The sequence below is a fragment of the Anoxybacillus andreesenii genome, from assembly GCF_030813005.1.
In the GTDB taxonomy this organism is placed as follows: domain Bacteria; phylum Bacillota; class Bacilli; order Bacillales; family Cytobacillaceae; genus Robertmurraya; species Robertmurraya andreesenii.
In genome coordinates this window covers 145,144-157,476 of record NZ_JAUSTU010000012.1, presented here as the reverse complement: position 1 = coordinate 157,476, position 12,333 = coordinate 145,144, and the positions used below count along the sequence as shown (strand labels likewise).

Below are 12,333 nucleotides of genomic sequence, written 5' to 3'. Positions count from 1 at the left end.
TCATAAAGCTATCAACTCCTAGGGTATCTAATAGTTTTTACCCAGTATAGACTGCTTTATGAAATTTTAAACTAAACACTAAATAGCGAGGAAGCATTACTTTTTTTTCTATATTGATTTCATCATTAAGAAATAACGGGGAAAAAAACATATCAAACAATAAATTTATTATTGGTTTAATTTCTGATTTCAATGCTTTAGTATGGACACATATAAATTCTTTAGTTGTGAAACCATTTACTAATGCTCCTCTTTTTTCTATATTATCTATGGAACTACTTTTAAGAAAAGAAATGTTAGATTTAAAAAGCATATGTTCTATAAAATGTGTGATACCATGTTCATAATCCTTCTCATGCTTTGAACCCTTTCCCAAAAATATCCCGAAAGAAACCGTTCCAAATAAATCTAAATTATCATAAACTATTTTTATTCCATTGTGTAACTGAGCTATTCTCATATCATACCCCTAGCAGATTAATTGTAAAATCATTTTTCAAATTATCATCCAGCTGATTTACCTATTTTTCAACTCAATTAATATACGCTTGGTGAAACTTTGCTTTTTATATTACTAAATAAATAATTTCGAACTCCAAATTCCAAGTATCCTCATTTGACTATGGGAAAGGTATTTCCATGTATGCGTTCGGAAACTTCTCATTTTGTTTATTAAAGGTAATCGATGTCTCTTCTTCAGAAAAAAACGGTGGATGCATATGTGGATATCCATTTGGAGAAAAGATTTTAATAATTTTTGTGGATAATCCATCGTAAAAAGAAGGAATAAAGGCACAATATGGATGCAAATCTAAATCATCCGCTACTCTCTTCATAGCATTGACTGAGAATTCCTGGCTTTGTTCCAAATAATTAACTATTTTTACCTTTTCTTCACTATTTATTAGGTAATTGTATTTACGCTTAAATTCTTGTGGTGTTAAATCCATATATAATTGTAAATACATATCAAAGTTTTTTCGTTTGTTTTCACTAGTATAGAATGAATTTATATACCCTTTTGTCCAGTTGGGAGCAAATGTCTGAATAGATTCTTCTAACGCTCCAATAATAGCTTGTTTACTATTAAAACTTGCATTTAACCCAACGGTTTTATAATTCTCACCAAAACCTAGAGCGAGAACTACTTTAATTGACTTATGAAGGGATATATCAAACAAATATAATTCATCAATAAATTTATAGTTCGTCTCAATAAGATGATTTATAATTGGATGATTTATATCTGAATAATCAATTATTGTCCCTTTTGACTCAGTAATCCAATTATAGATTAAGCTCTGCCTTTCAAAGAATTCATAATAACTAGAACGGATCACTTTTTTAGATACTAAGTGAGAAGCAACTCCACAAGAGTCGTTAAACATCTCTTTTTCTTTAAAAATAATTCTACCTTTCTCTACCTCTATTATTTCTCCATTTATTAAATTTACTGCAGGAATGAATTCTTGGCTTAAGTACCTATCATAAAATAAGGAGAGCCTCTCAATCCATTCGCCCATCGCAGACTTTATGACATGGTTTAGATTAAGATTGCCATTATGGCCGACAATTGAATAGTTAGAAGCAGAAGTAAGGTGTGCTTGTTTTATTTGGTTTCGGAAGACCGATCTGTCAATTTTAAAAACTTCCCCAATAAAAGGTGTCCCTTTCTGATAAGATTTAAGTAACATAATAAACTCCTTAAATTGTTTATTTTATGATACAATTACATATTTTAATTAGTTGTTCCTCATTAATGTTTAATGTCATTTTATTAATAGTTTGATTTAAATCTAAGTATTTTTTTTGCGGCAAATGATTGTATAAATCTGTAGAAAAAACTTTAATACAGGTTAAATTGGGAAATGTAGTATTTTTTAGAACAAAAGTGTGTAGATTTGAAACCCATTTAGGAATACACTCTAATAGATCTTCAAGGTAACTTTTCTTGGATATATAATATTCTGTGGATTTTTTTTCCTTATCAAAATAATCAAAATTCATTAGATGATTTAGATACTCTAAATCATCTCTATTACTTCTAGTTTGAATTCTTAAATCTAACCCATGTTTTTCCCATTTTAGCAGATACGCTTCTCTAATAGCTGCATCTAGGGCTAGATTAAAATCTAATGAAGCTGATATACCAGTAGAAATGATTAAATTACCAGTATAGATAACGACAATCACTGTATACAACGGAGGAAAACTTACATTAAGAAAGACTAATAAATCATAACCTTCCTTGATAATTTGATTAAAAAGTGGATGATATTCGTAATCTTCTAACCTAAGTTTCCATCCTTCTCTCCCATACCAAAACAAAAACAATGAATTCTTTTCTAATAATTCCTCAAGTGCTTTTTGCAAAGCTAGTTGACTATTTATATGAGCAGAAGTTCCAGTAGAGTCAATTATATGTGGTGTGGTTATTCTATAAGAAGTGAATTCGTGACTTAAACTTGAAATTTTATTTTGTATTAAATCGTAAGTAGGACAATAGCCTTCAGCATCAATAACTCCTCCTGCCATAAGGGCCTTTCTTTCAACCGCTTCTGATAATGATTTCTTCATTGCCAAAGTTTTATCACTAGACAATGCATTACTTCCAGTTGGACCGAGGTATTTACCTTTTTTAATAGTGCCTATATATGTATAACTTTTGTAAAATTTATCCAATGAAAACTTTTTAGTTGGGACATTATAGGCCATTGAACATTCGTTTATATGGATCATGATTTAACACCACGCTTACCAAACCACTGAATTAATGCAACAGGACACGTCCTAGGATTTAATCCTAAATGATAGGTTAGAGCATTATCATCGAAAGCAGAATAACTAAATTCACCTAAGTTTTGATTTTCTTCTATTAAGGATTCTTTAAATGCTTGATCCATAGTGCCTAATTCAATTAGTGCTTGCCTATAGCCTCTTTTCTTATATTTAGCTACAGCCCTTTTAATATCTATTGCATATGCAATCAAATAGTTTGAAAATAGAGCCCCTTTTTCCCATGGGTTTAAGACATTAACAAATTCGTAGTATTCGTTATCTGTCCATTCTTTAATTTTTTTTAAAGAATGACTATAGGAATCATAGACATAAGCCCCCCGAGTGAGAATAGCTTCAGTAAATGTATTTAGTATACAAATCACTGGTATAACGGGATATAGTCCCCCAGCAGATGGATGTCTTTTCGATTTTTTTTCATTTGTTCTTCCAAAGGTATTCTTAATAATTCTAGAAAGAGTGGTAAAATTCAACTCCTCGTTTATGTTAAATTCTCGAATACTCCCTTGATTATTACAATCAAAAGGAATTAATGGGTGTTCAGAAATATATAAATTTGGTAATACATCTGTATGTTCAGTATTACTAAGCCATTTGATAATATCAATGTTATAAGGATTGCTATTATTGTCCCTCTTTATGATAGTAGTACCTTGATGAAACTTGATAACCTCATCTATTAAATTTGCATCTGTAATTTTTGATAAATTAATATCCCAATACTCTGTTTTATTAGTTATTTCTGGCTTAATTTTATTCTCTGTTTTACTCATAACAGTCACACAGCTCCCAGTGAATACTTGTATCATTGTAGATTTTTTTATTTTGGGGATCAAACATAGTTGATGAATTTATATCTTCTAAAGATTCACCATAAAATAATATATTGCCATTAGTACGGAATACTAGTTTATCTAACCGATTAAAAATAAGTGTAATAATATTTAAAAGTGTAATCGTTGATATTTGGGATTCCACTTTAAAACTATTATCTTCATGATATAAGATATCAATTAGTGCCTGATATGATAGGTTTCCACTATCAGAAATACGTAGTTGAGATTCGATAAATCCCATATGACATTTATGACAAGGATTCTTCCATTTAGGAGAATATAAGTTGTCGATATAAAACTGGTTATTATACATATAAGTCATTAATAGTAAACAATTGCCATTATTCTTTAACTTGTTGAAAATTTGCTCAACAATTTGTTTGTCATAAGGATTTAAAAAAACGATCACTAAGTCATTTTCAAAGAAATCTGCTTTGAGGTCTCTATTATTTATAACTTCAATTATTTGTTCATTCTTTAACAAGTTAAAACTATGCATTAGATGTTCTTCCACAATGGAGTTATTTGAAATTATTTGTAAGCGTTTAACATTAAAGTTAATTGACTCTGTGAAACTTTCAATTATTCCATACTGTTTCAAAAAATTTATAGCGGCGTCTGTACTTTCATACATATAGCCTGCAAGTTCTTCGTGAAAAATAAAATTTTTCTGGTTCTTATCAATATCACTAATTAGTCTAATAAGGCTTTGATTGGTGATCTTAACTACTCCTTTTTGATTTTGCACAACAACTTCCTTCGAAGGAAGAGTATGATAAACAAAATTCTTTACTTTGTACTTTTTCATAAGTTCAACCCCTATGTATAAAGCTGCTGATATTTAAAGAAAATACAGCAGCTTTATGCTTAAAATTATTAGTTATAAGTTATCTAGTTTTTTGTAGTTGCGATGAGCCGCCGCCACCACCGCCACTACAACTACAACAACATAAAGTGATACACAAACTCCAATCTGCTTCAATTTCTTGCGTACCAGTTACAATTCCAATTCCAAACTCAGAAGAAGAATTTAATTCTCCTGTAACACTCGAAACATTCTTTTCCAATTCTGGTCTGTCACCATTAGTAGTAATGTCGTTCATAGTTTTTCACCCCCCTTTTGTTTTTACTTTTATGTAATAAACTGGATGCATTTATAGATTATTACAAAATATTATAAAAGTAAACAATTAATTTATAATTTTTTTATTTTTATAAAAATAATTGCTATATTGAAATAAATACTATAAAATGGAAATATTAATAAACTTTAGTAAGGTGATGATAATATATATGTTTTCTATTAAAATTAACTTTAATCTTTTCTTAAAATACTATCCTATAACAAGTTTAATAGTATGCTTGTGTAGTGTTGTTATTATTCTTCAAATATATTTGGGGTTTACTGAGGATTCTATTATTATACTGGGAGGATTAGATAAAGAATTAATTGAGAGCGGATATATATGGAGATTTATTACCTATAGTTTTGCTCATATGAGTTTATTTCACTATATTATAAACATTCCAATTCTAATCATATTAGCAAGACCAATTGAAAAATATTACGGTAGCGTTTTGTTTTTAATTGTATTTTTAATACTATCTATTTGTGCAGGTATGTCTATTTATTATTTTTTTGATGGGGCATACCCTTTAGTAGGTTCTTCCGGAGCAGGGTACGGATTGATCGGTATATTAGCGTTTTTACTCCTTAGGTACCCTAGTAAGATATCCCCCTATGATAAAAAGTTCATTCTATATCTTTTGTTTTTCAGTCTTATTTTTACTATTAGTATTCCCAACTTAGCAATTTCTGGACATGTTGGTGGATTTATTAGTGGTATAATAATTGCGTTTATCATCTCATTATTTAAAAGAAAAGGGGGAGAAGAATTATTAGATTTGTATACAGCAAAGTTAAATACTACATAAGAGTTTTCCCATAATAAGCTCGCCAAAATTTATGCAACTTTGCATTTGGTAAAATAAGAACAATAAAATGGAAACACTGTAAATCCGTTTCCTTTTCTATCATTTAAAAGATTTTTGCGTTCTAGGATTATTTTATTATAGTATCATCGGGGGTGAAGGAGTTTTTTGTCCGTGGTCAATATGGAGCAGGAACGATTGATGGTCACGAGGTTCCGGGCTACCGTGAAGAGCCAATGGTAGACGCGCATTCCAACACAGAAACCTTTGTCGCTGGAAAGCTCTTAATTGACAACTTCCGATGGGCCGGTGTACCTTTTTATATCCGAACGGGAAAAAGAATGGAAGCAAAGTCGACAAAGATCATCATTCAATTTAAGGATATCCCGATGAACTTGTATTACCGTCCGGAGGAGCCGCTCAATCCGAATTTGCTTGTCATTCACATTCAGCCTGAGGAAGGCATTACACTTCATTTAAATGCCAAAAAGGCAAGGCAGAATGAAGTCGCAACTCCAATTAAACTCAATTATGCGAACAAGGGAATGAATGGCTATAATACCCCTGAATCCTATGAAAAACTACTATACGATTGCATGCGCGGAGATGCGACTAACTTCACCCACTGGGATGAGGTAGCACTCTCATGGAGCTTTACCGATAAGATTTCGCATGTGTGGGAAAATACCATTGAAGAGAATTTCCCTAATTATGCTGCTGGAACGATGGGACCGAAGTGTGCCGATGAGCTTCTTGAAAAAGACGGCTTTTTCTGGTGGCCAATCACTAATTTAGAAGTAGATAACTGCTAATTAATACGATACTTTACCTATTATTAGAATAATCGGTTGGTATACCTTCTCTTCGCTGTTGCTCCAAAAGGTAGGAGAAAGGCTCAATCAGGTATACCAACCGATGAGCTATTCCATGAGAAGAACCAGGCAAAAGTGAAGTGAATTACCTTCATGAAGACCTCTTTATCTTGATACTACATCATTTGGGGTCTTCATTGCCTATATGAAGACTTTTTTTACTAAAAACTACTCAAGAAAGAATCTTCAAAACTAGCTATTATATTTATTCAGGGTTGTGAACGGAAGAACATGATTGTTTCTTATGAAAATCCCTCTTTCCTATTCACTCACCTGCACGAGTGGCTCATTCACCATTTCGATGGTAGCATCATGATCAGGAAGCTCGGTTTCCAGATTCCTTACCCGAGGATTTAAGTACCCAAAAATCGATGCCAATGCCCATCCTAGCCCTATTATTGTGATAAATAGACCCATCCCTCTACCTTCTCCAACTCCAAATAGGAGACCTGCTGAACTCGCCAAAATGCCGTTCTCCAGCATCGCTGGCTCAAACACATAGTCAATCAAAGGACCTGCTAGTACATATGCAACGGGACTGAGTGATAAAGCCGTCATTCTTCTTAAAGCAAATACTCTTCCCTGAACCTCAAGCGGCACCTTACTCTGCCAAATGACTTGACTGCACCCGTTTGTCAGTGGCATAAAAAATGCCGTCAAACCTAGCGAAATGGCAACTAGAAGAGCAGATGATTCGACCCCTGCTAATGTCAAGGCTAGCCCTGACAGCAATCCAAATCCAAGTAGTCCCTTTATTCTTTGCTTCGGTCCTCCCCATACACCCATCAAAACCCCACCAAGGAGCATGCCGATTCCAAAGCAAGAGAGGACAAGGCCGAGCACCCTTTCGTTTGTAAAGGACAAAATATAAGGTTGGAGCAAAATATTAAAGAAGGAGAGAAGGAAATTGGATATAGCAAAAAAGATCAATAGAAATTTAAGTCCAGGACGCTCCGCAATATATCTCCAGCCAAAGGCCGCTTCCTTCCAAATGGAATTCTTATCCTCTGCTTCTTTTGGTTTTTGAACATGTGGGATTTTCACGAAAAGCAGGGCGGTGATCCCTAATAAGAGAGTAGCAAAATCGATTAAGACGATGCCACGAATCCCAATAATGTTTAACAGAAAGCCTGCTAGAACTGGTGCTACAATAATTGAAATCGAATCAGCGACCTGAACCATTCCACTGGCTCTACCCAAATGCTCCTTCGATACGAGAGTTGAAACCGCTGCTTGATAAGCAGGAAACTGCAAGGAGCTGGCAACAGATGATATAGACAGGATGATGAACAGATGCCAAATTTCCATCATATTCGCACTGTATAAGATGAACATCGTTAATGTTCCAAGACCCGCAACAGCATCACTGACAATCATAATGGTTCGTCTGTTGTAACGGTCCACAATAACCCCAGCGAAGGGTGAGAATAATATTGCTGGAAAGGTTGCTGATAAAAGCATGAACGAAAACAAGGAGACAGACCCCGTTTCCTTTAATACCCACACACCCAGCGCAAACGATGTTAATCCTGAGCCAACGACAGAAAATAATTGTCCAATCCAAATCAGTAAAAATGCTCTAAATCCAACGGTTCCCATATTTCTTCCCCCATCCTACTCGACTCATGTGGTGAATCTTCTTCATTGACTTTATTTTAAAAAATCGCACTACATGGGATTAGAGTCTCTTGATGGGTTTTTCCTCCGTCTTCAGACTGAAAATAAAAAGCTCCGTTTCCCAATTAAATCTGGAAATGGAGCTATATTTAGTCTTCAATTAGGGGGACTTTTCCAGTGATCTCGAAGCGTTCCCTTGCTTCATATACCATTTTTACCATTTAGATTATAATAATCTTTCAATAAATCCAATTATTAAAAAATAATATTTGATATAACAAAAAAAACAAGAACTAAACCTAGTATCAATAATCCAAATGCTTCCCAATTATTCACAATGAATAAGAACTTAGAATTTTCTTTATTTCTTCTAGATTCAAGGTAAAACAAAAAAAGCGATATCAAAATAAATATTATTCCAGCAAGAAAAGCTATAGGATTATTTATATATTCAGTTTCAGCTACCAATTTTATTCTCTCCTTTACCTCCTCATCAAGAGGTTAGGTAATTGAATTGTTGTTGCGAACACTACTGTTTTTAGCCAATTTTTTCCTTTTGTGAATTTCTTGAAAGCCCATCCTGCTGTCTTTTTAGTAATTGATTTAACAACTCCTTGAGCTATTGGAATAGTTATTATTGCAGCTAAAGTTGGGAATAGGTACCATTGTAAAAACTTTTTTACTGCAAATCCTGCAGCTCCACCCGCAGAAAAACTAATTCCAATATTCACCAATGAACCAGCAGTTAAACAAAATTTTATACTAATCGCTGAAAGGGTAATAATAAATTTAATATATCCGTTAAATCCGAGTGAGATCGTTTTGGATATAGTTCCACTAGGATCTACATTCATTACCGGATTGTTATTCGCATAATTAAACCCATTCAAAGTTTGAGGCTCCAATAAGTTCCCTCTCACTGGATCCTGTGAAAGAAACACTCCATTTTCAGGGTTATAATATCTCGCCATTAGATAGTACAACTTCGTATCGTCATCATAACGATAGCCTGCATAGCGGTATGGGTTAACTTCCGCCATTTCTCCGCTTTGGCTGAGGATATTTCCCCAAGTATCATAGGTGTAGGAAGCCACGACTTTGCCACTCTCGTCGGTCATTGCCAAGACGTCGCCACGGTAATTGGTCAAGTAGTAATACGTGACCCCTTTATAAAACATGGTTAGTGGATGTCCGTCATCATCGTATGTGTAGCCCTTTATCACATTCTTATTTTCATCTTCTTCATATAAAACTTGGTTGCCATTATAGGTGTAGAAGGTTTTGCCATGGCTGTCGTTGCTGGAAATTCTTCTTCCTTCTTCATCATATGAGTATTCCACTAGGGTCTTCCCTGTCGAATCTTTGATTTTTACCAATTGGTCGAATTCGTTGTACTCATACGTACGGTTTCCGTCTGATTGGAGATTTCCGCTCGCATCGTATACATATTTCTTATTGCCAACCTGAACTAATTGATTCGCCTCGTTATATTGAGAAGAAACTTCCTTCGTAACACCATCTTTTGTTATCTTCTTTGAAACTCGGTTTCCGACTGTATCATATTCATAGTCCATTTGTGTTCCATCAGGAAGAGTTTCTTTCGTTAACTGGTTTAAATCATCATACTCATATTTTGTTGTTCCGTCTGTAGTAATAATTAACGTAATCAAATTATTGGAATCGTACTCGTACTGATACTTATTTTCCTGACCCTCCAATAGCCTCAGCGTTTCACTGGCTAATCTACCTTTTGAATAGTCTAGCGGTATGGGTTGATTTCTGCCATTTCGCCGCTTTGTGTGAGGATGTTTCCCCATGCGTCATAGGTGTAGGAAGCGACTACTTTGCCACTCTCATCGGTCAGTGCCAAAACGTCGCCACGGTAATTTGTCAAGTAGTTATATGTGATTCCTTTATAAAACATATTCAGCGGATGACCGTCATTATCGTATGTGTAACCTTTTACCACATTTTTATTTTCGTCTTCTTCATAGAGAACTTGGCTACCATTATAGGTAAAGAAGATTTTTCCATGGCTGTCGTTACTGGAAATTCTTCTTCCTTCTTCATCGTACGAGTATTCCGCAAGTATCTTATTAGTGGAATCTTTGATTTTTACCAGTATGTAAAAGAAGCAAAGGAACCGCCCGCCCCCTTGCTTCCCATGAAAGGCAATTTGCCAATCAAAATTTTTAACTAATTTAATAGCTGTTTTGCTATCTCAAGGCAATCATCATAACTTTTTTTAAAGTCATTTCCAAACATCCTAATGAATATGAATTTAATTTCATATGCTAATTGGTTTACATCACTGGTTTGTGCCAAGAAATCATTAATTAAAATAATTTCATCCTCATATTCATCATCTGGTGCATGTGAAAGAAGATTCATGGGGTCCCAATCATTTATTATCCGCTTTGTCTTATTCATAATTACACCTCTCTTATTCCCCATAAAGTTGTTTTATAGCATTTTTTATTGGATCTTTAAATTGGTCTTTTCCGTATGCAGTCTGTAATACCCCATTTTTATTCAAAATAGCGACTCCATCTTTTGTCACATACATAAAAGTTTCACTATCCTGCTGAATTACTTTTCCATTCCTTATCCATGATTTTACCTGTTCTTCTGTTACACCACGTTGTTTCAATTTGTTTAGTGCATGTTCTCTTGAACTTGTCCATTTAATATTAGGATTTTTAACTAATTTACCAAAATTACCAATTTGTGTTCCAACTTTGGCTCTACTAGACCATTTTTTTAATTGTTTAACAACAATATTAATTACTGTTTTAACAGCTTTTCTTAAACTGCCCTTTGGGTCATCAAAATTCACTGGATTATTATTGACATAATTATATCCATTCATAGTCAGTGGATCTTGTAAATCCCCTCTATATGGGTCAACAGATAATAACACTCCATTTTCAGGATTATAATATCTCGCCATCAAATAATACAATTTAGCATCGTCATCATAGCGATATCCTGCATAGCGGTATGGGTTAGTTTCTGCCATTTCACCGCTCTGTGTGAGGATATTTCCCCAAGCGTCATAGGTGTATGCAGCTACAACTTTGCCACTCTCGTCGGTCATTGCCAAGACGTCGCCACGGTAATTGGTCAAGTAGTAATACGTGATCCCTTTATAAAACATGGTTAGCGGATGACCGTCATCGTCGTATGTGTAGCCCTTTATCACATTCTTATTTTCATCTTCTTCATATAAAACTTGGTTGCTATTATAGGTGTAGAAGGTTTTCCCATGACTATCGTTGCTGGAAACTCTTCTTCCTTCTTCATCATAGGAGTATTCCGCTAGGGTCTTCCCTGTGGAATCTTTGATTTTTATCAATTGGTCGAATTCGTTGTACTCATACGTACGGTTTCCGTCTGATTGGAGATTTCCGTCCGCATCGTATACATATTTCTTATTGCCAACCTGAACTAATTGATTCGCCTCGTTATACTGGGAAGAAACTTCCTTCGTAACACCATCTTTTGTTATCTTCTTTGAAACTCGGTTTCCTACTGTATCATATCCATAGTCCATTTGCGTTCCATCAGGAAGAGTTTCTTTCGTTAACTGGTCTAATTTATATTCCGTTACTTTTCCAGATGGATCGGTTACTTTTGTTACCACATAATTATCATTCACATGGTAAACCGTGGTATTATCTTCTGCATCCGTAACTGTGGCAATCTTAGATGCTTGGTCCAGTGTATAACTTGTTCCGGGTCTATCGGCAGGACCCTCTACTCCATTCACTTCTTGCGGTTCTTGAACTTTAACTAAATTCTCATTTTCGTCCGTATAATCCGTTTTTCTCCCATTTGGATCAATAATGGTGGCAATTCTATTATTCTTATAAATAAATTGAGTTGTCGTTTTTTCACCTGTTACATATCTAAGCTGATCGACATACTCCAAATATCCAGCCGCATTGTATCGGTAGGAAAATTCTTTTCCATCATAGCTGGTTTTTGGCATTTGTCCTTTTGAATTATATTGAATATCAACTGTTTTGGAAAGAGAATTGCCAAGATCGGTTGCCATCTTAATAAGTTGATTGCTGGAATTGTAAGTGTAATTGAGCTTTTTTCCGTTTCTATCTTCTTTGGTTTGAATATAGGCAATATTCACGTCCGTATCATAATCCTGATTGTTAGATGTTCCGGAATTTTATCGTATAATAATGAATAGATGCCTAGTTGTCCATTTGATTAATAAGCATTAAAAAAGCCCCCTGTTATTATAGTTCTTCGTGCCATATATATAA

General features: G+C 34.3%; 13 protein-coding genes and 1 pseudogene. 2 read left to right on the top strand and 12 right to left on the bottom strand.

What is annotated here, in order from left to right; all coding sequences use genetic code 11:
• Window positions 1-37: 37 nt before the first annotated feature.
• The 6 genes from J2S07_RS13805 to J2S07_RS13780 form a co-directional block, all read right to left on the bottom strand.
• Window positions 38-460 (bottom strand): M16 family metallopeptidase, encoded by a 423-nt coding sequence (locus J2S07_RS13805; RefSeq protein ID WP_307150991.1) that lies wholly within the window; start codon window positions 458-460, stop codon window positions 38-40.
• A gap of 160 nt (window positions 461-620) precedes the next feature.
• Window positions 621-1,694 carry a YcaO-like family protein gene (locus J2S07_RS13800; protein WP_307150990.1) on the bottom strand — a complete coding sequence of 358 codons (1,074 nt, stop codon included), beginning with the start codon at window positions 1,692-1,694 and terminating at the stop codon, window positions 621-623.
• Between the two features lie 19 nt (window positions 1,695-1,713).
• Window positions 1,714-2,739: a YcaO-like family protein gene (locus J2S07_RS13795; protein ID WP_307150989.1), complete on the bottom strand. Its 1,026-nt coding sequence runs from the start codon at window positions 2,737-2,739 to the stop codon at window positions 1,714-1,716.
• On the bottom strand, window positions 2,736-3,569 hold the full coding sequence (locus tag J2S07_RS13790) for a nitroreductase family protein (protein WP_307150988.1): 834 nt from the start codon (window positions 3,567-3,569) through the stop codon (window positions 2,736-2,738). Before J2S07_RS13790 ends, J2S07_RS13795 begins: the two co-directional genes overlap by 4 nt.
• A complete protein-coding gene (locus J2S07_RS13785; protein ID WP_307150987.1) occupies window positions 3,562-4,440 on the bottom strand; it encodes an McbB family protein in 879 nt (292 codons plus the stop codon). The genes J2S07_RS13790 and J2S07_RS13785 overlap by 8 nt, the downstream gene beginning before the upstream one ends.
• A 79-nt stretch (window positions 4,441-4,519) precedes the next feature.
• Window positions 4,520-4,735: a hypothetical protein gene (locus J2S07_RS13780; protein WP_307150986.1), complete on the bottom strand. Its 216-nt coding sequence runs from the start codon at window positions 4,733-4,735 to the stop codon at window positions 4,520-4,522.
• A 190-nt stretch (window positions 4,736-4,925) separates the two neighbouring features.
• Here J2S07_RS13780 and J2S07_RS13775 point away from each other — a divergent pair, with 190 nt between their 5' ends.
• Together J2S07_RS13775 and J2S07_RS13770 are read left to right on the top strand one after the other, a co-directional pair.
• Window positions 4,926-5,567: a rhomboid family intramembrane serine protease gene (locus J2S07_RS13775; RefSeq protein ID WP_307150985.1), complete on the top strand. Its 642-nt coding sequence runs from the start codon at window positions 4,926-4,928 to the stop codon at window positions 5,565-5,567.
• Between the two features lie 152 nt (window positions 5,568-5,719).
• Window positions 5,720-6,376: pseudogene (locus tag J2S07_RS13770) on the top strand (glucose-6-phosphate dehydrogenase (NADP(+))); the annotation flags it as partial.
• A 321-nt stretch (window positions 6,377-6,697) separates the two neighbouring features.
• On the opposite strand, the gene J2S07_RS13765 reads toward J2S07_RS13770, so the two are convergent.
• The 6 genes from J2S07_RS13765 to J2S07_RS13745 all read right to left on the bottom strand — a co-directional run bounded on the left by J2S07_RS13765 (window position 6,698) and on the right by J2S07_RS13745 (window position 12,197).
• The gene (locus J2S07_RS13765; protein WP_307150984.1) at window positions 6,698-8,035 is read right to left on the bottom strand and encodes an MFS transporter; all 1,338 of its coding nucleotides are present in this window, start codon (window positions 8,033-8,035) and stop codon (window positions 6,698-6,700) included.
• Window positions 8,036-8,308: 273 nt separating this feature from the next.
• Entirely contained in the window at window positions 8,309-8,521 is a 213-nt protein-coding gene (locus J2S07_RS13760; protein WP_307150983.1) for a DUF2768 family protein, read from the bottom strand.
• 14 nt (window positions 8,522-8,535) lie between these two features.
• Window positions 8,536-9,870, bottom strand: a complete 1,335-nt coding sequence (locus tag J2S07_RS13755; protein ID WP_307150982.1) for an RHS repeat domain-containing protein — start codon at window positions 9,868-9,870, stop codon at window positions 8,536-8,538.
• Window positions 9,813-10,145, bottom strand: coding sequence for a hypothetical protein (locus tag J2S07_RS22070; protein WP_510182029.1), 333 nt, complete (start codon window positions 10,143-10,145; stop codon window positions 9,813-9,815). Before J2S07_RS22070 ends, J2S07_RS13755 begins: the two co-directional genes overlap by 58 nt.
• Before the next feature lie 104 nt (window positions 10,146-10,249).
• Window positions 10,250-10,483: a DUF1871 family protein gene (locus J2S07_RS13750; protein WP_307150981.1), complete on the bottom strand. Its 234-nt coding sequence runs from the start codon at window positions 10,481-10,483 to the stop codon at window positions 10,250-10,252.
• A gap of 13 nt (window positions 10,484-10,496) precedes the next feature.
• A complete protein-coding gene (locus J2S07_RS13745; protein WP_307150980.1) occupies window positions 10,497-12,197 on the bottom strand; it encodes an RHS repeat-associated core domain-containing protein in 1,701 nt (566 codons plus the stop codon).
• Between the last annotated feature and the right edge of the window lie 136 nt (window positions 12,198-12,333).

Bases quoted from the DNA above. Each gene is read 5' to 3' on its own strand.
- J2S07_RS13805 (WP_307150991.1), bottom strand. From the start codon at position 460: ATGAGAATAGCTCAGTTACACAATGGAATAAAAATAGTTTATGATAAT.
- J2S07_RS13800 (WP_307150990.1), bottom strand. From the start codon at position 1,694: ATGTTACTTAAATCTTATCAGAAAGGGACACCTTTTATTGGGGAAGTT.
- J2S07_RS13795 (WP_307150989.1), bottom strand. From the start codon at position 2,739: ATGATCCATATAAACGAATGTTCAATGGCCTATAATGTCCCAACTAAA.
- J2S07_RS13790 (WP_307150988.1), bottom strand. From the start codon at position 3,569: ATGAGTAAAACAGAGAATAAAATTAAGCCAGAAATAACTAATAAAACA.
- J2S07_RS13785 (WP_307150987.1), bottom strand. From the start codon at position 4,440: ATGAAAAAGTACAAAGTAAAGAATTTTGTTTATCATACTCTTCCTTCG.
- J2S07_RS13780 (WP_307150986.1), bottom strand. From the start codon at position 4,735: ATGAACGACATTACTACTAATGGTGACAGACCAGAATTGGAAAAGAAT.
- J2S07_RS13775 (WP_307150985.1), top strand. From the start codon at position 4,926: ATGTTTTCTATTAAAATTAACTTTAATCTTTTCTTAAAATACTATCCT.
- J2S07_RS13765 (WP_307150984.1), bottom strand. From the start codon at position 8,035: ATGGGAACCGTTGGATTTAGAGCATTTTTACTGATTTGGATTGGACAA.
- J2S07_RS13755 (WP_307150982.1), bottom strand. From the start codon at position 9,870: ATGGGGAAACATCCTCACACAAAGCGGCGAAATGGCAGAAATCAACCC.
- J2S07_RS13750 (WP_307150981.1), bottom strand. From the start codon at position 10,483: ATGAATAAGACAAAGCGGATAATAAATGATTGGGACCCCATGAATCTT.